Genomic DNA, 23516 nt, shown 5'->3' on the forward strand with positions numbered 1-23516 from the left:
AAGTTAGTTACGGGGGGGGGTATATTAATTCAAGTTTTTAGCGCTAAAGACTTTTTAAATCAATGTTTTACCAAAATAAAAATTATTATGAAAAAAATCATGTTAGTAATGCTATTTGCATTTATCTCTTTTGGTATTTATCCATGTAGTGGTGTTTATATTGCAAACAATTCAGCGGATGCTTGGAGTATTCGAGATGACTTTTTTTACAATTGTTGTAAAAATAGTACTATTTACATCTATGATGTTAATTCGGGACAAACAATAAAGCTCACAACAACCCAACACGGGGCCAATTCTTCTTGTTTGGAATATATAGTTTAAGCGATTTTATGTTAAAGTATTTTATTTTTGTCTTTGTCTTGATAAGTTGCTCCTCTCCCAAAGAAGAGGAGCATCAATCTTTTTTTAATCTTTCAGAAAAGAAGTTTATTGAGTTTAATAAAATTGCAATTGTTCCTGATTACCCTTTTCCTCCGTATGTAGTCTATCAAGAGCACGATTCCATTATTTTTTTTAATTCATTTACGTCTGGATTATCCTCATTGACTTTGTATGATGAGCAGTTTAGGTATAGTGATATTGAGTCATTTAAAAAGCTAGGCGAACCAACAATAGGTGGTATGCCATATCTTTTTATTGGTTCAAAAAATTTTAGAGGAGTTGGAAGTACACCAGTAATTGATTTTTATAATAAAAATTTAGAGTGGGTAAGTTCATTGAATATTTTTGATTTGGAAGTCTTAAAAGATTATCAGTCCCCGTCTTTAAAAGGACCTAATAGTTTTCAAATAGGAATACCCTATAACGGTGTGGATTCAGAAAAAGATCGGTTTTATTTTTTTGTCTCGGATTATGAAAGTGATTTAATTGATCTGATTGCAATGGAAATCGCTTCATACCAAGCTGAAGTATTACCGCCATTCTATGATAAGAAATTAATAAATAGTCAAAAAATAAAGCATGAAAATTTTAGTTTAGAATATCTCCCTTTTGTTTTGTATCATAATGATAGTTTGATTGTATCGTACAATTATCATTCAAAAATTGATGTTTTTAACTTGATAAAACAAAAGTCTAGTTCTTTAGAAATCTCTACATTAAATTATCCATTTGAAAAAGTTAAGAAACCAAAATTTACTAAAGAAATGTCTTTTAAAAATATGATGGAGCTTGCTAGTGATTGGGACGGAGAGGTTGCCTTTGGTGAACTGATTTACTTTAAATCGTGTGGCTGTTATTACCGAACAGTTAAGGGCCCAATAAAAAGTGAAAAACTGCAAGATTTTGACGTATTTCTGGAATTATTTGATATTAATCTTAATAAAATCGAAGAAACTAATCTCTCCAAGATAAATTCTAATTTAAGTAATTTTACAATACCGCTTAATGGTAAGATTTTGATTAAAGCAAAATCTCAGCCAGGTGAAGATAGACTTTATTTTTACTATCTGGAGTTAGATATGGAACAGATTGAGCATTTGGATCCCTCTTAATAACAAACCATCTTCCTGAAGAGACTCTAGAGCTATAAAATGCGTATGGTCATGTATTGGTAATGGGAGTGGTGAGGAGTAAGTGATCAGTGGGTGGTTAATTTTTTGTGCTTTAAATCAATCGATTATCAATTTAAATTCAAAAGTAAAATAACTGCCAAAATTTGATTGTGTTGGATTTTTAATTGATTTAGAAAGGTTTAGAGTTTTATCTGAATAAAATATTTCCAATGAAGAATAGAAAATTATAATTTTAAGTAAATTGTAATTTATTAATGAATTGGATGCAATCAAAAGCTGTTCTAAATAGTAACGTAAATTCTAGGTTATCAGATTACGGTGTTGACGGAATCGCCGGAGCGGATGTTGGTTCTGTGGCAGTAGGTGTATAAACCTTACCTGGAGCTGCTGCTGGTGCTATTTCTGGCTGTGCTGCTGTAGGATTAGCTGGTGCTGTGGGAGGCGGTTTAACGTGGGCAGCAGTGGGTTGCAAAAATTTCTATTGATATGAAAACACACCATAACCTTTTAACATGGATTTAAAATCAAAATTGAAATTTTTAAAATTTATAGGTTACACATGTGCTCTAGTTGCTGTGATCACTAGCGGCAATACTTTAGCAAATACAATTCAAACCTTACATACTTCTGAATCATGGAAGTTTTATGCTGCATTAGCAGGTTTTACTATTTTCTTGTCCATGTTGATAGTATTGGTAATGGTTGACTTGGCATTGGTGATTACACCTGAAATTATGAAATATTTCAAAGGTAAGCTTGGATTGACATGAGGTTTCACTAGAAAGAGTAATAACTTAACTTTGTTATGAAGCCTCAAGTAGGCTTTGTGACAACTTGTTGTTGGGCCCTCAGTTAGGAGAGGATACATTTATTTTAGTGCTGTGTAAGTTGAAGTCATTGAATTAAATAATACAAGAGTTCCAGTAAGCGCCCAAGTTTTTTACAGGATACAGAAGTAAACACCTTTTCAAAAATTCTTGTATTTTTGACCATGCTATCCAAAAAAACCAAATACGCTTTCCACGCCCTTACCTATCTGGGCAAAAACAGAGATCAAAAGACCGTATTGATCCAAGACATCTCCAATGAATATGGGATTTCCCATAAATTTCTGGAAAACATACTCTTGGAATTGAAGAAAGCAGGTATCCTCGGTAGCAAAAAAGGAAAAGGTGGGGGATACTACCTTATCAAGGATCCAAAAGATGTTGCCTTATCCAAGGTCATCCGATTACTAGATGGGCCTATCGCATTACTTCCATGTGTGAGTTTAAATTACTACGAACCTTGTGTAGAATGTAAAGACGAGACAGCATGTGGCCTGAATAAAGTGATGATTCAAGTGCGTGATGAGATGTTAAACGTATTGGAAAACAAGACCTTAGCGGATATTTTAGATAAAGAATAAAATTTTTTCCCTTTTTACCCTATAAAATAAATAGGTTTTATATACTTTTGTAAAATACTTGTATTTGAACCTATGATACTAGATCAGCCCATCAAGCGATGGTTTATCAATAAAAAGGGACAGGACAGCAACTTCAAAAGCTTCCTAAAGTCCATATCCTGGAGGATAGTCGGTACCTTGGATACCATGGTTATCTCCTATTTTGTGACAGGAGAATTGATGATGGCGATATCTATAGGTTCTATTGAAGTCATTACTAAAATCGCTTTGTATTACTTACACGAGCGTGCATGGGAAGCAGCAACCAAACTAGAAAAAGATGAGCCTACAGAAAAGTTTGCATGAGTTAGAGGCAAGCATCGCCGATCTTTCTTTGGAAGAGGAGCTGCAAGTCTTAGGCAATTATTTCCAAGGGAAAATAACCTTTTCTACTTCCCTAGGACAAGAAGATCAGGTGATTACTCATTTGATAGCTTCTCTGAAATTACCCGTAAGTATCTTTTCATTAGATACCGGACGCCTCTTTCCGGAGACCTTGGACTTATTGGCGCGTACACAAGCGAAATATAAACTTCCTATCAAAGTATATTATCCCGAAACTCAACAAGTGGAAGATCTAGTCTTGCAACAGGGCATCAATGGATTTTATGAAGGTGTGGAGCAGCGGAAAAACTGCTGTTTCGTCCGGAAAGTAGTCCCTTTGCAGAGAGCACTGACGGGTAATCAAGTTTGGATAACCGGCCTAAGAGCTGAGCAAAGTCCTAATCGCGCCAGCATGAAGCGCTTAGAATGGGATGAAGCCAATCAAATTATCAAGTACAATCCTTTATTGGAATGGACCTACGAACAACTCTTGCAGTACATTCAAACTCATACTATTCCTTACAATCCATTGCACGATAAAAACTTTATCAGCATAGGCTGTGCCCCTTGTACCCGAGCTATCCAACCCGGAGAAGATGCCCGGGCAGGAAGATGGTGGTGGGAAGAATCGAAGAAGGAGTGTGGATTGCATGGGGGGGAGAAAGGATGAAGTAGGAGGGATGAAGGATGAATTGGGAAAAAAGATTGTCACAAGGATATAAGTAAAATATTAGAATAGTTATCAGTTGTATTAATATTTGATAACCAATACTTTAAATATTAAACAAATGCTAGAATTAACGTTTTCTGACGAGAATTGAGTCTTACATCTTGTTTCTTGATTCTTGTTTCTTTTTCAAAAAAATCTAAAATCAAAAATAACATGTCCAACATATATTTCAATCCTAAAGAATCCGAATCCATCCACATCCTGAGGGAAGTGGCGGCGCAGTTTGAGCGACCGGTTTTGCTTTTTTCGGGAGGCAAGGATTCCATTACTCTGGTGCGTTTGGCGCAGAAGGCTTTTTATCCTGCGAGGATTCCTTTTCCACTATTGCACATCGATACGGGACACAATTTCCCTGAGACTATACAATTCAGAGATGAATTGGTAAAGGAATTGGGATTGGAACTGATCGTTCGCAATGTGCAGGATTCCATCGACCAAGGAAAGGTTCGTGAGGAAAAAGGCCGCTATGCCAGCCGGAATACCTTACAAACTACCACCCTGTTGGATGCTATCGAAGAATTCAAATTTGATGCATGCATCGGTGGGGCAAGAAGAGACGAAGAAAAAGCAAGGGCTAAAGAACGTGTTTTCTCCGTAAGAGATGATTTCGGGCAGTGGGATGAAAAAAACCAACGCCCCGAACTCTTCGATATGCTTAATGGAAGAATCGACCAAGGGCAAAATGTACGGGTTTTCCCGATTTCTAATTGGACAGAATTGGATGTATGGGAATACATCAAAACCGAAAATATTAACATCCCATCCATTTATTTCGCTCACAAACGGGAAGTATTCTTCCGTGACGGCTTAATCTGGACAGCTAATGAACATGTGTATAGAGAGCCTCATGAAGAGGTGAAAGAAAAAATGGTGCGCTTCCGTACAGTCGGCGATATGACCTGTACAGCAGCGGTCTTATCCGAAGCAGATACCTTGGATACAGTGGTCGAAGAAATTCGCCAGTCAACTTTATCCGAAAGAGGTGCCAGAATCGATGATAAACGCTCAGAAGCAGCCATGGAAAAACGGAAAAAGGTAGGGTATTTCTGAGAAGCGAGACTTGCCTGCTGCAAGCAGGAGTCGAGAAACGAGAGTTTAGACTCAAGAAGCAAGAACCAAGAACCAAGAATCAAGAATCAAGAAACAAGAATCAAGAGACAAAATTCAGGTTAAAAATCAATCGTTCCTTACAAAACCAGCGAAATTATGGAGTTTATCCAAACCCATTATTTCAACCTTATTTCTAGTTATTTCCACTTTATTTCCCTTCGAGAATATTCGCATTTCTAAAACCATCAAAGTCTAGCGTCTCATGTCTAGCATCTAATGTCTTTAAAAAATGGAAAATAGAAAATTGATAAAAATAGCTACTGCCGGTTCGGTGGATGATGGAAAAAGTACCTTAATCGGCAGATTGTTGTACGATACGGGTTCCTTGACCACCGACAAATTGGAGGCAATCGAGAAGACAAGTCGTCAGCGTGGTTTTGATTATTTGGATTTCTCCTTGGCGACAGATGGATTGGTTGCTGAACGGGAACAAGGCATCACCATCGATGTAGCCCATATTTATTTCAATACAGATAAGACCAACTTTATCGTAGCCGATACCCCTGGACACGTGGAGTATACCCGGAATATGGTGACAGGTGCTTCTACCTCACAAGTGGCCATTATTTTGATTGATGCGAGAAAGGGAGTGATCGAACAAACCTACCGACATTTCTTCATCAGTAATTTGCTACGCTTAAGTCATGTAGTAGTTGCCATCAATAAAATGGACTTGGTAGGCTATGATGAAGATGTGTTTTTGAAAATCAAAGCGGATTTTGATGCGTTGGTGGAGAAGAGTAACTTCCAAACGGAGCAAATTACCTTTATTCCCATTTCAGCACTCAAAGGTGAAAATATCGCCAAGAAGTCCGCTGAGATGCCTTGGTATGTAGGCAATACCTTGTTGGATCATTTGGAAGTATTGGAGCCAGAAGATTTGCAGGAACAAGCCTATGCGAGATTTCCAGTACAGTATGTAATACGACCTAAAACTGATGCTTTTCATGATTTCAGAGGCTTTTCGGGGAAATTGTATGGAGGAAATCTACAGGTTGGCGATCAGGTAACTATCCTACCATCCTTCACGGAATCAAAAATCAAATCCATTCAACTTTTCGATCAGGAGTTGGAAGTGGCTGTTCCGGGGGCGTCCGTTACCATAACCTTAGAAGATGAAGTGGATATTAGTAGAGGCGATATGATTGTCAAGTCTTCGGAATTACCCAGTTCTGAAAAAAGCATCACAGCCACCATCTGTCAGGTCAATCATAAGCCTCTGAAAATCGGTCAAAAATACACCTTACAGCATGGTGTTAACAGGGTTTTGGCAAAAGTGGAGTCCATCCAATCCAAGATACAAACCGACTTCAGCGGAGAGGAAAGTACCGAGGCATTGAAATTAAATGATATTGGCAAGGTGAGTTTCAAACTCAGCAAAGCCATCCACTTCGACCCCTACCAAGTTAATCGTTCTAATGGAAGCTTTATCCTCATTGATGAAGGAACGCATGATACGGTGAGTGTAGGGTTTATAGAAGCGAGAGATTAGAAGCGAGATATTAGAAATAAGAATCAAGAGACAAGAAACAAGAAACAAGAGAGAAGGCATTTCAAAAATACGGTATGAAGTACCAAGAAGGTCGCGAAGTAATTATGTATTACAACTTGAATTCTGGACTTTTTAGAAACCAAGGTTTCTAAAATACTTAAAAAATCTCTAATAAAACCAAATCGTAAACTCACGAAAAACTCATACTTGGTATCCCGATACTCGGGACAAGCTCTTGTACTTGGTACAATAAAATACTCTACTTAACCTATAGACAAAACTAACAATGGAAAGCTTTAGAACCGAGATTGAAAACCCCCTTGTCGAAAAGGACATCATCGAATTGGAGCGGAAAATCCGGCTATTTCGGGAGGGGAAAATAGATGAAGAAAAATTCCGCAGTTTGCGCTTGGCGCGTGGGGTCTATGGACAGCGGCAGCCGGGTGTGCAGATGATCCGTATTAAATTGCCTTATGGACGTGTTACGGGTAATCAGCTGAAACGCATCTGTGATGTTTCGGATAAGTATTCCACTGGTAAACTCCACATTACTACCCGTCAGGACATTCAGATTCATTATGTGAGTTTGGACGAAACCCCACAACTTTGGGCTGATCTCGAAAAAGACGATGTAACCTTGAGGGAAGCTTGCGGAAATACGGTAAGAAATGTGACCGCTTCCGAAGTTGCCGGCATCGATCCTAACGAACCTTTTGATGTGACTCCTTATGCGGATGAGGTATTCAAGTATTTCCTGAGAAACCCCGTATGCCAGGAAATGGGCAGGAAGTTTAAGATGTCTTTTTCCTCTTCCGATGAAGATACAGCGCTTTCCTACCTGCATGATCTGGGCTTTATTCCAAAAGTAAAAGCAGAGAACGATCAAGAAATCAGAGGTTTCAAAGTTTTGTTAGGGGGTGGTCTCGGTTCCCAGCCTCGGCATGCAGATACCATTACGGATTTCCTCGCTATTGAGGAATTGATTCCATTTATTGAAGGGGTTTTAAGAATTTTTGACAGGCATGGGGAACGCTCCAGACGCTTGAAGGCTCGGATGAAATTCTTGATCAATGAGATTGGTATTGAAGCTTTTCTGCAATTGGTTGAAGAAGAGAAAAAAGCTTTACCGTATAAATCTTATCCTATTGATGTGGAGGACTACGAAGCAAGCAAAAGTCTTCCATTCCCTGAATTGGTCAAAGTTGCCGAACCTCATGATCTAGCATACGAGCAATGGAAACTAACGAACGTCATTCCACAAAAGCAGGCTGGATATGTGGCCATTGGAGTGAAAGTACTGTTGGGCGATTTTACGACTGCGCAGGCGAGGTTTATCGCAGATCTAGCACAGGAGTATGCCAATAATGAAATCCGTTTTACACTCAGACAAAACTTTCTAATCCGAGATGTAAAAGAGGAGTTAATTCCTTATTTCTACCAAGAGTTGAAGAAAATTGGTTTGGCCGATTATGGTTATAACTCTTTGGGAGATATCACCGCCTGCCCGGGTACAGATACTTGTAACTTAGGAATTGCCAGCAGTACAGGGATCGCTAGGGAATTGGAGAAAGTCATTGCGCAAGAATATCCGCAATATATGAGGTCCCAAGATTTGACTATCAAGATTTCAGGATGTATGAACGCTTGTGGGCAGCACAACATGGCGCATATCGGATTCCAGGGTATGTCCTTGAAAGCTGGAAAAGCCGTTTTTCCTGCCCTGCAAGTTTTGTTGGGTGGAGGAAATTTGGGAGATGGCAATGGACGCTTTGCGGATAAGGTGATCAAAATCCCTAGTAAAAGAGGACCTCAGGCTTTAAGGGTCTTATTGGATGATTTTGCCCAACATCAAGAGGCAGGAGAAGATTTCCTTCACTACTATGATCGCAAAGGACAAATGTACTTCTACGATATCCTCAAAAGCTTGACCGATACAGATACCTTGACCGAAGAAGATCAGGTGGATTGGGGCAATGAAGACGCTTATAAAGTCGCTGTAGGTGTTGGGGAATGTGCGGGAGTGGTAATTGACTTGGTTGCTACTTTGTTGTTAGAAGCTCGGGAGAAGTTGGATTTATCCAAAGAGGCCTTTGTGGAAAAACGTTGGTCTGATAGCATCTACCATACTTATGCCGCCCTCGTCAATGCAGCCAAAGCCATCTTATTGTCTGAAAGCAAAAGCACCAATTCCTATGCGAATATTGTGAATTTGTTTGATGAGACCTTCGTGGAGACTGGCAAGATAGCCATTGAAGGAACCCTCAAAGACATCATTTATCAAATCAATCAACAGGAACCTTCAGAAGCTTTTGCCCGATCCTATTTTGAGGATGCAGGAAAAGTCTTTGAAGCCATCAGTGCATATAGAGAAAAGGAGGTACTCGCATGAATCAGCTTATCAAACCAAAAGTTACACTCGTAGGAGCCGGTCCAGGGGATCCCGAATTGATCACCTTGAAAGCAGTCTTGGCCTTGAACAAAGCCGATGTGGTCTTGTACGATGCTTTAATTGACAAATCCCTACTCAAACATGCACCTGCTCAAGCCATCAAGATCTTTGTTGGTAAGCGTGTAGGCAAACACTCCTGTCCTCAGGATGAGACTAACCGACTTTGTGTGGAATACGGACTGAAGCATGGGCATGTAGTCCGTCTCAAGGGAGGTGATCCTTTTGTATTCGGTCGTGGTTCGGAGGAGATTGACTACATCGAGGCTTTCGGGATTCCCACCGAAGTGGTACCGGGCATTACTTCCGCGGTGGCAGTTCCTGCTTCCATAGGAATTCCTGTGACCAAGCGGGGTGTTTCTGAGAGTTTCTGGGTCATCACAGCGACCACAAGTTATGGGGAACTCTCTCGAGATATCGCCATCGCTGCTCAATCCACGGCTACTGTTGTCATCTTAATGGGCACCAAGAAACTACCTGAGATTGTGAATGCGTACACAGCAGCAGGTAAGTCTGATATTCCTGTAGTCATTATTCAAAACGGCACTACCAAGGAAGAGCAGTTTGTCGCAGGCACCATCCAAGACATCACCTTAAAAGCCCGCCAAGCAGGCATCGCCGCTCCTGCAATTATTGTGGTAGGAGAGGTGGTGAAGGAGAGTTATCGATTGAAGGAGGTTTATGAACAAACGGTCAATATCGGTCATTGAAAAACCTACTTAGCAAAAAAGATATTTATGGATATTGGATATTATTGGATATTGGGATTCCCGTCTTACCGACAAATACCTATATTTAAATGGAACGCACCAATATCCTAATATCGCAAAGCAAGTATCGACCAATATCAATTCTAATTTCCACCATATTTCAATAGTAAACGCTTCGTATTTCCTCAGGAAATCCAAGTCTTGCATCTTGCATCTTGATTCTTGTCTCTAATCTAATTTCTCGCTTCTCGCATCTAAATTCTCGTCTCTCGCTTCTCGCCTCTAACCATCTAAAACCATGAACCATTTATATCCCATTTTCCTCAAAGTCCACCAACTCAACGTCCTCTTGGTCGGAGGTGGTTTTGTAGGTACGGAGAAACTCTCCTTTTTACTCAAAAGTAGCCCTGAGGCTCATGTTACCGTAGTATCCAAGGAATTCAATGAAGAGTTTTTGGAGCTTGCCCGGTCTGCTTCTCATGTTACGCTCATAGAAGATGCTTACCATGAGAAGTATTTGGGAGGCAAACATATTGTCATCGCAGCCACCAATTTTCCAGAAGTCAATAAGCAGATCCATGATGAGGCCAAGGAGCGCTTTATTTTGGTCAATGTTGCCGATACGCCTGCTTTATGTGATTTTTATTTGGGTGGGATTGTAACCAAAGGGAATTTGAAAATCGCCATCAGTACCAATGGCAAATCCCCGACCACAGCCAAGCGTTTGCGGGAGCTTTTTGAAGAAATCCTTCCCGAGGAAATTGATGAGTTGTTGGAAAACCTGAATGCCTATCGTGCTACCCTCAAAGGTGATTTTGAGTACAAGGTCAAGGCAATGAATGAAATCACGGGGATGCTAGTGGAGAAGGAGCGAGCGTAGATTTCTAGGGTTCTCGCAACGCTCGCAACGAAATGACGCAACGCTCGCAAAAAATATTATTTACTCTAAGCGTACGTGGCGCTCTTCTTTGCGCTCGTTGCGTGAACTTATCTCCGCAGAGGATAGCTGTATTGATAGCAAAAGTTAATTTTTTTTCACTGAACAATTTGCGTATTGGTAGTATGCGAAGCGTACCCCTTACTATAGTTATTCGACTATTTAATCGTTTAAGTTGTTTGTAAAAGTTGCTTAGTTTTTTAATCTGTCTGTACTTTGAAAGTAATCAAACTTTTATTGATATGACCGAAAATGAGATTGCAAAAATAGTTCTCGATAAATCTTTTGAAATCCATAGATCACTTGGTCCGGGTTTATTGGAATCAGTATATGAAAAGGCCTTAGAGTTTGAATTAAATCAGACTAAAATCATGGTTGCTTCCCAAGTGCCAGTTCCCTTGGTTTACAAAGAAGTAAAGTTTGAATCTGGTTTTCGCTTGGATTTACTAGTAGAAAACAAAGTGATTATTGAAATTAAAGCCAATGAAGGACTTGCCCCAGTACATTTTGCTCAAACATTGACCTATTTAAAGCTTGCTGATAAAAGATTAGGACTCCTGATTAACTTTAATGTAAAATTTTTAAAGGATGGAATTCATAGATTAGTTAATAACTTATGAGATAAATAATGAGGTTCACGCAACGCTCGCAACTATGTGGTTTTTTCCTTAGCGTCCGTGGCGTTTATCTTAGCGCTCGTGGCGAGAAATTTAAACCCAGTTCTTAATTTTTCGTTGAAAAAGGCAATACCTTCTTCTGAAAATTTGCGCTTATGAAAACAATACTTTCTTTCTTCTTGCTTTTGCTTAGCTTTTCTTTTTCAGTTCAAGCGCAGGAAACGCTAGGGGGAATACGAGTCAATGTTGGCTTACCTACCGTTGATTTCCGCTCGGAAGTGGGCAGTCAATGGTTTCCCTCTCTCAACCTTGGAGTTCTCAAGCAGCTTGCAAATACTCCCATTTACGTAGGTGGGGAATTCGGATACATGCTTTATGGAACAGCGGTTCATAGGAGTAGAGAAGTGATTAACGGTACCGATCAGCGATTCAGAATCCGAAGAAATAACAATGCCATTCATCTGTCAGGAGTAGTTCGTTTCATGCCGGATTTTGGGATAGGGGTTCGACCTTTTGTTGAAGGACAATTCGGGGCCATTCATACCTACACTCGATCTAAGGTCAGGGAAAACAGACTGGCTGAACCATTTGTCTCAGGAACTGAGGTGTATGATTGGGCTCATATGTATCAATTGGGAGGCGGCTTGATGATACCCTTAGAAAAGGGAGGAGATACATTCCTGGAACTGAGGGTGAATTACATGCAAACAGGCACCATGGATTTCCTTACCAGCCGCGATGCGAGCTATGACAATCAAGGGACAGTCACCCTCAATACCCGAAATGCAGCCTTTCAAATGCTGAGTCCCAGCCTTGCTGTTAAGTTTAGGTTTTGACGCTTTTGAATGCAAGTAATGGTTGAAGTCGTTTTTTTCTTTACCTTCATATCCGTTATAAAGAAGGATTGATTAAAAGACAGATAAGGGTGGAGAGGTGAACAGTCACTCACAGATAAAGCTGATTCAACCGATTTAGCGCAGATGTAATTTATTTCAATTTCGCTAAATAAAAAACTATATTTTTGGTTTCAAAGAATTACCGCTATTATCGAATTCAAAAAATAATTGTATTCATTCATATGGGGAAAACTATTTCACTAAAAATTTGAAAGCAGGCAAATGATTCTGCCGAATACCTAATATCATGAAAAAAGTCCCTTTACTAATTTTTCTAATTCTAAACACTTCTCTTTTATTTGGGGAATCCCAAGTCTTTTCTAAATTGAACTATCAACTATCCACGCTCAATCAATGAAAAAACATTTCCACTTCTTTTGGGTCTTTTTCCTGTGGGCGATCCATTATCTTCAGGCCCAAACTACCCCTGATCTTTAAACGCTCGAAACATTGGCATGATAACACCTATGAAATCATCTGGAATTTGGTTTAACTTCGGTACCCTTCAATTTATTCTCAATACTAAGTTGGAGGTGACAGGAATGGACTTTAATGTTCCTAATGATGATATTTTCTTTGAGGAATTGAAACCCGTAAAAATAAACCAATGATCAAAGTTTTAGGAATCCCCTTTGATGCTAACAGTTCCTTCCTTAGAGGACCTTACTTGGCTCCTCCCAGAATTCGTCTGATGGCAAGTGAAGGATCCGCCAATAACTACACGGAAGAAGGAGTGGAAATCCTAGCAGGCAGGGATTTTCAAGATTTAGGGGATTTATTGTTTGCTAGTCAAGATCCCCAAAAGGCATACGAATACATCAAAACATTCGTCAGCAAAGCCATTGCCGATGGTAGCAAACTCTTAAGCTTGGGAGGAGATCATTCCATTGCATACCCCGTTATTGAAGCGCATGCGTTGAAACATGGTCCTTTACATGTTTTACAGTTGGACGCGCACGGTGATTTGTATGAGAATTTTGAAGACAATCCCTATTCCCATGCTTCTCCTTTTGCCCGATTATTGGAAAAAGGCTTGCTGAAATCCCTGACTCAAGTTGGGATTCGAACCTTGACTCAACATCAGCGGGAACAGGCTGCCAAGTACAAGGTATCCATCGTTGAAATGAAAGATTTTAGCATGGATTTCATACATACCTTGGAAGGGCCGTTGTATATTTCCTTGGATATAGATGTATTAGACCCTGCATTTGCGCCGGGAATATCGCATTATGAGCCAGGTGGCATGAGTACTCGGCAGCTGCTCGATATCATTCAGGCTATCAAAATACCCATTATTGGAGCAGATTTGGTAGAATATAATCCTGTTCGTGATCATCATGACATGACGGCCATGGTAGCGTTCAAGTTGATGAAAGAGTTGATTGGAAAAATGAAGCAATAAGAAAAGCCCTGCTGAGTATGCAGGGCCTTTACGGTTCTGGTTAAGAGAACCTATCGTTAACACCGCTATGATTCAGTTACTAGGGATATTTATTTTTGAGAGTTGATAAGGTATGGAGTCTTACCGTCGGTGATTATAATTTTGGTATTAGGAGAGTTGGCTAGCTCGCGGAAAGCTTCGATACTTCTTAATTCGATGATTTCTCTCACAAGTCCTTCAGCTAGAATTTTTTGTGCTTCTCGTGTACCTTCGGCTTCAATTTTTCGTCTTTCAGCTTCCTTGCGTTCGCGCTCTAAGATGTACTCCATTTGCTGCGCCTCTTGTTCAGCTTTCAATTTACGCTCAATGGCACGGCTCAATTCAGCAGGAAGGTTGATGCTTTTCATCAATACCCGCTCTACCACAAATCCTCTTTGTCTCAACGATTCATGCATTCTGTCCTGAATCTCCTTTTCAATCTCAGAGCGCATCCCTGAGTGCATGTCTTTGGCCATGTACTGCGCTGTGATGTCAGCAGCTGCCGAGCGGAACACATTCAAGATTAAAACTCTTTCATAGTTAGTTCCAATATCTTCTAAAATAAAAGGAACCTTACTTTTCTCAATGCTATACAAAATGGAGATTTCGGATTCAATGGTCAACCCTTCTTTACTTGGAAGAGGTAAGCGAATTTCCTGATTTACAGTACGAATTGGGACTTTTATAACTCGGGTGGTAAATGGATTAAACCCTACCAAGCCTGCATCTAGAGAGGTATCGGAAAGTTTTCCAAATCTACTTTTGACTCCCACCTCTCCTTGACGGATGACAGCACAAGAACTAAGGAAAAATATTCCCAAAAGGCTAACTAATAACAATCGGTTTTTCATGGTACATATTCTATTGGTTTAAGTGTTCATACGGAATAATCTTTCTCTAAGGTTTCGTTAACAAAAATTAATTTTAAAATAGTCTTTCCAATGAAACAAAGTATCTGAATTTTCGTTTTTTGTAAAATAATTTAAGCGGTTGAAATTGAATGATTTAAAACTAATTTTGGTAGCTAACACCTTAGTCCCTATTTTTGAAGGACACTAATCCCCTCGCACGTGAAAAGAATCGCAATTTTGGCTTCCGGTAGTGGTTCGAATGCCGAAGCAATTACCCGATATTTCCAAAACTCCGAAAATGGTAAGGTAACTTTGATCGCCAGTAACAAGTCAAATGCTTATGTATTGGAACGAGCTAAACAATTGGAAATACCTTCTGTGATTTTTTCAAAAAAAGAGTTGGAGTCAGGAGTATTGACCCAGCTATTGCTCCAGAAAAAAATAGATTGGGTTGTATTAGCAGGGTTTTTATTGAAAGTTCCCGAAAATTTAATCCAAGCATTTCCCAATAAAATCGTCAATATTCATCCCGCTTTATTGCCCAAATTTGGCGGAAAAGGCATGTACGGTGCGCAGGTGCATGAAGCTGTGAAAGCTGCGGGAGAAACGCATACGGGAATTACTATTCATTTGGTCAATGAGCAGTATGATGAGGGTAAAATCATTTTTCAAGCAGCGGTGGAGGTGACGCCTGAAGATACACCAGAAAGCATTGCTTCCAAAGTTCATGAATTGGAATATAAATACTTTCCAAATGTGATTGAAAGCCTGCTTTAATCTATTGATTTTCCTACCTTTGCCACTTGAAAAATTTTCCACCAAAATATAGCCACAAAGTCCAGGACAATTCCTTTGTGTCTTAACGTCTTTGTGGCCGTCAAAAATCATGGCTACCAAAAAAATACAATCTGCATTAATCTCCGTCTATTACAAAGACAATCTTGAACCCATCATCGCTCAATTGAAAGCACAAGGTGTGACCATTTATTCCACGGGTGGCACACAACAGTTCATAGAAGAGCAAGGTGCTACTGTTGTTCCTGTAGAAGAGTTGACAGGGTATCCGTCCATCTTCGGTGGAAGGGTGAAAACCTTGCATCCAAAGATTTTTGGAGGGATTCTTCACCGTCGGGAAAATGATTCTGATGTGGCGCAGGCTGCTGAGTTTGCTATTCCTGCTATTGACTTGGTGATTGTGGATTTGTATCCATTTGAAGAAACAGTTGCTTCCGGTGCATCAGAAGCAGATGTGATTGAAAAAATTGATATTGGCGGGATTTCTTTGATCAGAGCCGCTGCCAAAAACTTCAAAGATGTAGTCATCATTGCTTCCAAAGCTCAATATGGTGAATTGGAAGCCCGCTTGAAAGCACAAGATGGAGCTACTACTTTGGAGGATAGACGCTACTTTGCAGCTCAGGCATTCCAAGTATCTTCCAATTATGATACCCATATTTTCAACTATTTTAACCAAACTGAGCAAATCCCTACATTAAAAGTATCTGAGTCCAAAGCGAAGGCCTTAAGATATGGAGAGAATCCTCATCAAGCAGCTCACTTTTATGGAGATTTGGAAGCCCTATTTGAGCAATTGAATGGTAAAGAACTTTCCTACAATAACTTGGTAGATATCGATGCTGCCGTTGCCTTGATTTCTGAATTCAAGGGAGAGACTGCATTTGCCATCTTAAAACATACCAATGCTTGTGGTTGCGCTACAGCTGATAGCGTGAAAGAAGCCTATCAAAAGGCATTTGCTGCTGATACTACTTCTGCATTTGGAGGTGTGTTGGTTACCAATCAGCCAGTAGATTTGGCTGCTGCCGAGGAAATGAACGGCTTGTTTTTCGAAGTATTGATTGCACCGGCCTTTGATGCAGATGCATTGGCTGTATTAAAGGGTAAGAAAAATAGAATTCTCTTGCAACAGAAAATGGACTTGCTAGGTACCAAGCAAATCAAGACCTTGTTGAACGGGATTATCGAACAGGATAAAGACTTACAGACCGAAACGAAGGCTGATTTCAAAGTGGCCACCAAACTCGCTCCAAGCGAGGAGGAACTAGATGCCTTGGTATTTGCTGCCAAAGTATGTAAACACACCAAGTCCAATACCATTATTTTGAGCAATAGTAATCAGTTGTTTGCTTCAGGGGTAGGGCAGACCTCTCGTGTAGATGCTTTGCGTCAGGCAATTGAAAAGGCAAAAGCTTTTGGATTTGATTTGAAGGGCGCTGTAATGGCTTCCGATGCCTTCTTCCCATTTCCAGATTGTGTAGAAATTGCTCATGAAGCAGGCATTTCAGCTGTGGTACAGCCAGGAGGTTCCATTAAGGACCAGGATTCCATCGATTTCTGCGATGCCCACGGCATGAGTATGGTGATGACAGGTGTCAGACATTTCAAACATTAAGAGTTGAGATAAAACTAAACCAAGGCTGTCTTCGAAAAGGAGGCAGCTTTTTTTTGTAAATTATCAGTAGTTTTATTAAAAGTTTTTCAACTTATACTTGACCACAACAAAATTTGGCTCTGTTTCCAGTTGGTTTAGATACTTGGATATCTGAGAGTCCGTTTGGCTATTTTTGGCTTGCGCCCAAATATATTCAAATTGATGAATCGTGTAAAAATAGCCTTCATTATCAATATGTTTGGGTTGTATATAATTCATGCCCAAATTTATATCATCAATAAATGTGCTTCCGGCAATTACATTGTTTGTCGATTTATTGAGGATAAAAAAATTAATTGCGTTGTTAGTGACATAATTCGAAAGTAGAAATTGGTCCGAAATTTTGATTAATGGATAATGATGAGAATATTTATCCGAATCCAAGAGTGAGTTTTGACTTTCGATAACTTCATAAGTAAGGAGCTCTAAAGGTAAATTTTCCTTGGGGAATTTTAGGAAAATTTTCCCCAATTCTCCTTTCGTTAGGGTGTATATCGTATCCAAAAATACATGAGAAGCATAAATGGTATCCCGATGTTTGGTAAGGTTGTTGACATCCTTGAATGATATCACCCCTTCGTTTACTCTATGTTGGATAATTGGAGTCACTGTTTTTTTCTCTAGGTTCCATTTCACCAAAAAGTCTGTTGCGCTATTGATTGCATGAGATTGATTTTGAGGATACAGTATATAATCATCCCCTGAATCATGGACTAAATTATTGATCCAAGTAATAGGAACTTCAGCTGAATTGATAAATTCTCCATCTATTGAGTAACGAAGAACATTCTTTATGGTTAAAATTTCCACTAGCTGAGACTCTTCATTGAATGCAAGATTCAGCACAGTAAGATACTGACCAGGACCTTCCCCATAGTTGTTGATAATAGATACCAACTCAAAGTTTTTTGAAAGGATATAGGTGTTTAAACTACTTTGGATATCCCCAAGGATAAAATAGTTTTCTGATTCAAGGAATTTGTCGAAAGAATAGCCATTAACCTCCTCCGGTAAACTAATAAAAGATACTTCCTCGATAAATTCGCTCAATTTCAAATTTTTACCTTCGATGATATGAATTGTTTTGACTTCATCTTTTGGTTTTTGGCAGGCAGTCAATAAAAGTATAAAAATAAAGATGGTAGTGGGTTTCATTCGATGGATAAGTTTTTTTAAAAGTAGTTTTGGTTCATTTCAATTAGAATCCGAATCTTATGTGAGCCAAAATAAGGATTAATCATCAGTATCGTTCTCTGAATTTGAATAAATTTCACAAATCATAAGCTACTGCATATTTATCTTTATTTTAGCGAGATGAATTTTAAGATTCATTTTCCAGCGAAATAAAAATGTCCATGATGACAGCTTCAGAAGTCAGAAATCTATTTTTGATTTGACACTTACTACAAAATTTAAAGTTTCCATTCCTATTAATATAAAATGGTTATGATAATGAAAAGATATTGAGATAGTTGGTTAAGACTAGCGAGAAAATGTTACATGTTTCTCTTCAAAAAGAAAAAAATCTTTGTAAGGAGGGTTTATTGCTGTATTTAAATCACCCCGAATCTCCCTCTTTTTAATTTTATCCAGTAATTTGCAAACTTATCCGTTATTTTGTGTGGTTATTGGTTTAGGACTGCCTAGACTCTGATAAATCAATTATGAAACATTCTTCAAATCTGAAAATTTATAATACCCTTTCCAGGGAAAAAGAAGCTTTTGAACCACTAAATGCACCTTTGGTAGGCATGTATGTCTGTGGACCTACGGTCTATGGAGATGCACACCTTGGGCATGCTCGTCCAGCGGTCACTTTTGATACGGTTTACAGATACTTATCTCATTTGGGATACAAAGTTCGCTATGTCCGGAATATCACTGACGTGGGTCATTTGACAGGTGATGCGGACGAGGGGGAAGATAAAATTGCCAAAAAAGCGAAGTTGGAACAACTTGAGCCCATGGAGGTGGCCCAGCAATATACAGATACCTATCATCGGGATATGGAATTGCTCAATACCATCAAACCAAGTATTGAGCCTCGAGCCACCGGACATATCCCGGAGCAAATTGCCTTAGTGCAAGCTATCTTAGAAGAAGGACTTGCCTATGAAGTCAATGGTTCGGTGTATTTTGATGTGTTGAAATATAACGAGCGGGAGAAATATGGCAAGTTGTCTGGTCGTGTGTTGGATGACTTAATGTCTGGGACTCGTGATTTGGATGGACAAGGAGAAAAGAGAAATCCAGCTGACTTTGCCCTCTGGAAAAAAGCAGCTCCCGAACACCTGATGAAATGGGATTCACCATGGGGGATGGGCTTTCCGGGTTGGCACTTGGAGTGTACAGCCATGTCTTCCAAATACCTTGGAAAGCATTTTGATATCCACGGAGGAGGAATGGATCTGATGTTTCCGCACCACGAGTGTGAGATCGCTCAAGGCAATGCCTGCAACCATCAAGATCCTGCCAAGTATTGGATGCATAACAACATGATTACCATCAATGGACAGAAGATGGGCAAGTCCTTGGGGAATTTCATTACTCTTCAGGAGTTGTTTACAGGAAATCATCAGTTGCTAGAGCAGGCATATAGCCCCATGACGATCCGTTATTTCATGTTGACGGCTCACTATCGCTCAACCTTGGATTTTTCCAATGAAGCTTTGAAGGCTGCTCAAAAAGGATATAAAAAGATTATCAATGGTTTCAAAATAGCCAAAAAGCTGGGGTATGTAGCAGAAGATATTGCCGTTGATGAAAATCAGGTGAAGCAGGTAACTTCAAGTATACAAGCTGCTTACCGTGCCATGGATGATGACTTCAATACTGCCCAGGCCATCGGGCATTTGTTCAACCTCTTGAAAAAAATTAATTCCATCTACACCGGTCAGCTGAAATCTGCGCAATTTGGTGAAGAGGTCTTTACAGAAATGCTGCAGACATTTATGCTGTTTGTGGAAGAGATTTTGGGTATTCGTGAGGAGAAATCAGATGTGCAAGAGGACTTGTTACAGGTATTGTTAAATCTATACTCCGAAGCGAAAACAGCCCGAAATTATGACAAAATCGACGAAATCAGGGCAGCATTAAAAGCCATGGGTTTTGTAGTAAAAGATATGAAAGATAAAATTGATTGGGCATATGAAGAGTAGATTTTGGATTGGCATAGTGGCGGTACTTTTACTTGGATCCTGTGCCAGTGAAAAGCAAAGTGACCAAGGTCAGACATCCATTCCATTACGGGAAGCTCCTGAGTTTTCGGCTGATTCTGCCTATCAGTTTATCCAGCGACAAGTGGACTTCGGTCCCCGAGTTCCGAATACTCCTGGTCATGCTGCCACGAAAGAATGGTTGATAGCACAATTTAAATCCTATGGTTGGGAAGTTCAAACTCAGGAATTCCAAGCAACCACCTATGACAACTTGACTTGGGACTTGACCAACATCATAGCCAGCTACAATCCCAATGCGAAAAAGCGGATTTTGTTAGGGGCTCATTGGGATACTCGAAGGATTGCAGATAAGGATACAGAGCGAATGGATGAACCCATCGATGGGGCTAATGATGGAGGTTCTGGAGTGGCTGTTTTATTGGAAATTGCTCGCGTGATTGGTACTGGTTCAGATAAACCCGACGTTGGAATTGACATTATTTTATTTGATGGAGAGGATGATGGAGAGCCTGAGCATATAAATTTCAGAAATAATTCCAAAGTTTGGTGGTGCCACGGATCCCAATATTGGTCTAAGAACCTACATGAACCGGGCTATACTGCCTATTTTGGCATTTTGGTAGATCTGGTAGGAGCGAAGGGAGCACGATTTTATCGGGAGGGATATTCGATGTATTTTGCCAAAAACATCGTCCAAAAAGTATGGAATTATGCTACCGATTTAGGGTTTTCAGACTTCTTTATCCACAAGGATAGTCCTGAGATTATGGACGATCATCTTTTTGTCAATAGAGATGCAAAAATCCCCATGATCAATATCATTGAATATTCACCTCAAACAGGCTTTGGATTGTACCATCATACCCATTTGGATAATATGGATATCATCGATAAGAGAACATTAAAGGCTGTTGGACAAACTGTCTTAGTTAGTTTATATCAAGAATAATCATCCTCACCCCAACCACCAACCATGAAAAAAGGGCATCAAGTAACCATGAAAGAAATCGCCAAGAAACTGGGCGTTTCAGTGTCCACGGTTTCGAGAGCGTTGAAAGATTCTCCCGAACTTCATCCGGATACCAAGAAGCGGATTGTGGAGATGGCCGAGAGCATGAATTACCAGTATAATTTACTTGCTCAAAGTTTGCGGATCAGCAAGACCAAGGTATTGGGCGTGATTGTTCCAGAGTTGACTTCCCACTTTTTTTCGTCCAATATTTCCGGCATACAGGATACCGCATCCAAGCGAGGTTATAATGTTATGATTTGTCAATCCAACGAATCTTTTGACCAGGAAAAAGCCAATTTGAGAACATTAGTGGCGGCTCAAGTGGATGGATTATTAATCAGCTTAAGCAGAGAAACCAAAACCTACGATCATTTACATGATTTATACAATCGGGGAATTCCCTTCATGATGTTTGATCGGGTGACTGAGGAGATACCTGTTTCGAAAGTCACAGTGGACGATGCACATGGAGCATATTTGGTGGTAGACCATCTATTGAAACAAGGGTGTAAGCGTGTCGCATTTGTTTCAGGACCGGAGGATTTGTACATCAGTAAAAAGAGAAAAGAAGGCTATCTCAAAGCACTCTTAGAACATGGAAAATCTGTAGAAGATGCCATCATTTATACCACAGATTTAACTACAGAGGGGAATAAGCAAGTAGGCGAAAAGATACTTTCAGACAGCAACCGACCTGATGGAGTATTCTGTCTTATTGACCCGTTGGCCATCGATGTTTTGATGGTATTTAAAGAAAACGGGATTAAAGTACCGAAAGATATTGCGTTGGCTGGATTTACTAATAATCCGACTTCTGGCGTTATTGAACCATCATTGACCACAGTTTCGCAACCCGGTTATGAAATGGGTGTAATTGCTGCGGGGCATTTATTGGATCAGCTCGATGAAATTGTAACAACTGAGCCACGCTCTTTTGTGTTACAGACCACCCTCATTCCGCGCAACTCTACCAAACTCAACGCTTAATAATCATTTCCATACTCAACTGCCTTTCATCCATATGTTAACTATTGAACAAAAGCTTTTTGGTAAACTTCCTAATGGTCAAGATGTAACCTTGTTTACCATGAATTTCAAGGATGAAGTGATTGCCTCAGTCATGGACTATGGGGCTACTTGGACGCATTTTTTTGGAAAAGATCGGGATGGAAAATTAGCTGATGTGGTGTTAGGTTTTGATACGTTGGAAGGATACTTGCAGGAAGATTATCAAAATAACTACTGCTATATTGGATCGACAGTTGGAAGAATTGCCGGAAGGATTAAAGGGAATCAATTTTCATTGGATGGCCAAACCTTTCATTTGCCACTCAATGCTGGAGCGATACATTTGCATGGTGGGATTGAAGGTTGGGATCGCAAACTGTGGAAAGCAACCTTAATTTCTGAGACCAATCAAGTAGGAGTAAGGTTTTACTATCAAAGCCCTCATGGAGAGGAGGGCTATCCGGGAACGGTAGATGTTTGGGTTACTTATACGTTGAATACTTCCGGAGAATTATCCATTCACTACAAAGCCATAACAGATAAAAAAACCATTATAAATCCTACCAATCACGCCTATTTTAATCTGAGTGGTGACTTTCGGCAGCCAATTACTGATCATATGTTCACAGTAGATGCTGATTCTTATCTTCCCGTGGATAGTCAGGGAATGCCCACTGGAGCCATTGTTGAGGTAGCTGAGAGCCCGTTTGACTTTCGAACACCCATCTTGCTTGAGGAGCAGTTGGGGAAGGCTGAGGAGCAGCTTCAACTTGTCGGAGGTATCGATCATAGTTTTGTACTGAACAACTCCGAGTATGCAGCTACCCTTTTCCATCCTTTGAGTGGAAGAAAGTTAATCGTGCATACACTCGAGCCAGGGCTTCAAGTTTATACTGGTAATTCACTAGGGAATGACTTTCTAGGTAAAGGAGGAGTTACCTATGGCAAGTACAGCGCGATCTGTTTGGAAACGCAGCATTTTCCAGATGCAATTAATCAGCCGGCCTTCCAATCTGTTGTTGTAGAGCCAGGAGAGGGATTTGAAAGTAAAACGGTTTTTGTGCTAACAAGCTAACTATGAGTGTTATACTTAGGTGTTTTGGGAATTTTCAGCAATTAAGCTTCTTGAACAATGTTCAAAAATCGAATAAAATACAGTCATTTTGAAAGTGTTGAAATTTTTTAAAATTTCTTCAAAATCTTTAAAAGGCTGAAAAAGACCGATTTGGAATCATTTAAAACTTTAAATAAATGAACTTAAAATATTGATTTTAAGATAATTAAACAAAATTTGAATTCAGTTCAATTTTTTTCTATTTCTACAGCTTTAGGTTTTTATTTTTGAAAATTGCTTGGCATATTTGTTAA

At 39.7% G+C, this 23516-nt stretch carries 22 protein-coding genes; 20 read left to right on the top strand and 2 right to left on the bottom strand.

Annotation, left to right across the window (positions count from 1 at the left end; all coding sequences use genetic code 11):
* Window positions 1–332 precede the first annotated feature (332 nt).
* The 14 genes from IPZ59_RS10030 (at window position 333) to speB (ending at window position 13628) form a co-directional block, all read left to right on the top strand.
* Window positions 333–1496, top strand: coding sequence for a hypothetical protein (locus IPZ59_RS10030; RefSeq protein ID WP_236139711.1), 1164 nt, complete (start codon window positions 333–335; stop codon window positions 1494–1496).
* A 533-nt stretch (window positions 1497–2029) separates the two neighbouring features.
* On the top strand, window positions 2030–2287 hold the full coding sequence (locus tag IPZ59_RS10035) for a hypothetical protein (protein WP_236139712.1): 258 nt from the start codon (window positions 2030–2032) through the stop codon (window positions 2285–2287).
* A gap of 221 nt (window positions 2288–2508) precedes the next feature.
* The gene (locus IPZ59_RS10040; protein ID WP_236139713.1) at window positions 2509–2925 is read left to right on the top strand and encodes an RrF2 family transcriptional regulator; all 417 of its coding nucleotides are present in this window, start codon (window positions 2509–2511) and stop codon (window positions 2923–2925) included.
* A gap of 72 nt (window positions 2926–2997) precedes the next feature.
* Window positions 2998–3270, top strand: coding sequence for a DUF2061 domain-containing protein (locus IPZ59_RS10045; protein WP_236139714.1), 273 nt, complete (start codon window positions 2998–3000; stop codon window positions 3268–3270).
* Window positions 3245–3958, top strand: a complete 714-nt coding sequence (locus IPZ59_RS10050; RefSeq protein WP_236139715.1) for a phosphoadenylyl-sulfate reductase — start codon at window positions 3245–3247, stop codon at window positions 3956–3958. The genes IPZ59_RS10045 and IPZ59_RS10050 overlap by 26 nt, the downstream gene beginning before the upstream one ends.
* Before the next feature lie 213 nt (window positions 3959–4171).
* Window positions 4172–5068 carry a sulfate adenylyltransferase subunit CysD gene (cysD, locus tag IPZ59_RS10055; RefSeq protein ID WP_236139716.1) on the top strand — a complete coding sequence of 299 codons (897 nt, stop codon included), beginning with the start codon at window positions 4172–4174 and terminating at the stop codon, window positions 5066–5068.
* A gap of 289 nt (window positions 5069–5357) precedes the next feature.
* The gene (locus IPZ59_RS10060; protein WP_236139717.1) at window positions 5358–6620 is read left to right on the top strand and encodes a sulfate adenylyltransferase subunit 1; all 1263 of its coding nucleotides are present in this window, start codon (window positions 5358–5360) and stop codon (window positions 6618–6620) included.
* A gap of 286 nt (window positions 6621–6906) precedes the next feature.
* On the top strand, window positions 6907–9009 hold the full coding sequence (locus IPZ59_RS10065) for a HEPN domain-containing protein (RefSeq protein WP_236139718.1): 2103 nt from the start codon (window positions 6907–6909) through the stop codon (window positions 9007–9009).
* On the top strand, window positions 9006–9776 hold the full coding sequence (cobA, locus tag IPZ59_RS10070) for a uroporphyrinogen-III C-methyltransferase (protein WP_236139719.1): 771 nt from the start codon (window positions 9006–9008) through the stop codon (window positions 9774–9776). The genes IPZ59_RS10065 and cobA overlap by 4 nt, the downstream gene beginning before the upstream one ends.
* A 298-nt stretch (window positions 9777–10074) precedes the next feature.
* Window positions 10075–10656 (top strand): precorrin-2 dehydrogenase/sirohydrochlorin ferrochelatase family protein, encoded by a 582-nt coding sequence (locus IPZ59_RS10075; protein ID WP_236139720.1) that lies wholly within the window; start codon window positions 10075–10077, stop codon window positions 10654–10656.
* A 299-nt stretch (window positions 10657–10955) separates the two neighbouring features.
* Window positions 10956–11333 (top strand): GxxExxY protein, encoded by a 378-nt coding sequence (locus tag IPZ59_RS10080; RefSeq protein ID WP_236139721.1) that lies wholly within the window; start codon window positions 10956–10958, stop codon window positions 11331–11333.
* 152 nt (window positions 11334–11485) lie between these two features.
* On the top strand, window positions 11486–12166 hold the full coding sequence (locus tag IPZ59_RS10085) for a hypothetical protein (RefSeq protein WP_236139722.1): 681 nt from the start codon (window positions 11486–11488) through the stop codon (window positions 12164–12166).
* Window positions 12167–12693: 527 nt separating this feature from the next.
* A complete protein-coding gene (locus IPZ59_RS10090; RefSeq protein WP_236139723.1) occupies window positions 12694–12837 on the top strand; it encodes a hypothetical protein in 144 nt (47 codons plus the stop codon).
* Window positions 12834–13628, top strand: a complete 795-nt coding sequence (gene speB / locus IPZ59_RS10095) for an agmatinase (protein ID WP_236139724.1) — start codon at window positions 12834–12836, stop codon at window positions 13626–13628. Before IPZ59_RS10090 ends, speB begins: the two co-directional genes overlap by 4 nt.
* 89 nt (window positions 13629–13717) lie before the next feature.
* On the opposite strand, the gene IPZ59_RS10100 is transcribed toward speB, so the two are convergent.
* Window positions 13718–14497, bottom strand: a complete 780-nt coding sequence (locus IPZ59_RS10100) for a prohibitin family protein (RefSeq protein WP_236139725.1) — start codon at window positions 14495–14497, stop codon at window positions 13718–13720.
* 219 nt (window positions 14498–14716) lie between these two features.
* Between IPZ59_RS10100 and purN the strand changes: the two genes are divergently transcribed.
* Together purN and purH are read left to right on the top strand one after the other, a co-directional pair.
* Complete coding sequence (purN, locus tag IPZ59_RS10105) at window positions 14717–15274, top strand: phosphoribosylglycinamide formyltransferase (RefSeq protein WP_236139726.1); 558 nt, start codon at window positions 14717–14719, stop codon at window positions 15272–15274.
* A gap of 109 nt (window positions 15275–15383) precedes the next feature.
* The gene (purH, locus tag IPZ59_RS10110) at window positions 15384–16910 is read left to right on the top strand and encodes a bifunctional phosphoribosylaminoimidazolecarboxamide formyltransferase/IMP cyclohydrolase (protein WP_236139727.1); all 1527 of its coding nucleotides are present in this window, start codon (window positions 15384–15386) and stop codon (window positions 16908–16910) included.
* A 75-nt stretch (window positions 16911–16985) separates the two neighbouring features.
* Here purH and IPZ59_RS10115 read toward each other — a convergent pair whose 3' ends face one another.
* Window positions 16986–18104: a 6-bladed beta-propeller gene (locus tag IPZ59_RS10115; protein WP_236139728.1), complete on the bottom strand. Its 1119-nt coding sequence runs from the start codon at window positions 18102–18104 to the stop codon at window positions 16986–16988.
* Between the two features lie 509 nt (window positions 18105–18613).
* On the opposite strand from IPZ59_RS10115, the gene cysS reads away from it, so the two are divergent.
* From cysS to IPZ59_RS10135, 4 genes are read left to right on the top strand one after another with little or no spacing between them, the layout of a single operon-like run.
* Window positions 18614–20107 (top strand): cysteine--tRNA ligase, encoded by a 1494-nt coding sequence (gene cysS, locus IPZ59_RS10120; protein ID WP_236139729.1) that lies wholly within the window; start codon window positions 18614–18616, stop codon window positions 20105–20107.
* Window positions 20097–21077, top strand: a complete 981-nt coding sequence (locus IPZ59_RS10125; protein ID WP_236139730.1) for a M28 family peptidase — start codon at window positions 20097–20099, stop codon at window positions 21075–21077. Before cysS ends, IPZ59_RS10125 begins: the two co-directional genes overlap by 11 nt.
* Window positions 21078–21101: 24 nt before the next feature.
* Window positions 21102–22127: a LacI family DNA-binding transcriptional regulator gene (locus IPZ59_RS10130; RefSeq protein ID WP_236139731.1), complete on the top strand. Its 1026-nt coding sequence runs from the start codon at window positions 21102–21104 to the stop codon at window positions 22125–22127.
* Between the two features lie 34 nt (window positions 22128–22161).
* On the top strand, window positions 22162–23223 hold the full coding sequence (locus IPZ59_RS10135) for an aldose epimerase family protein (RefSeq protein ID WP_236139732.1): 1062 nt from the start codon (window positions 22162–22164) through the stop codon (window positions 23221–23223).
* Window positions 23224–23516 lie beyond the last annotated feature (293 nt).

Source organism: Mongoliitalea daihaiensis, assembly GCF_021596945.1.
Lineage (GTDB): Bacteria > Bacteroidota > Bacteroidia > Cytophagales > Cyclobacteriaceae > Mongoliitalea > Mongoliitalea daihaiensis.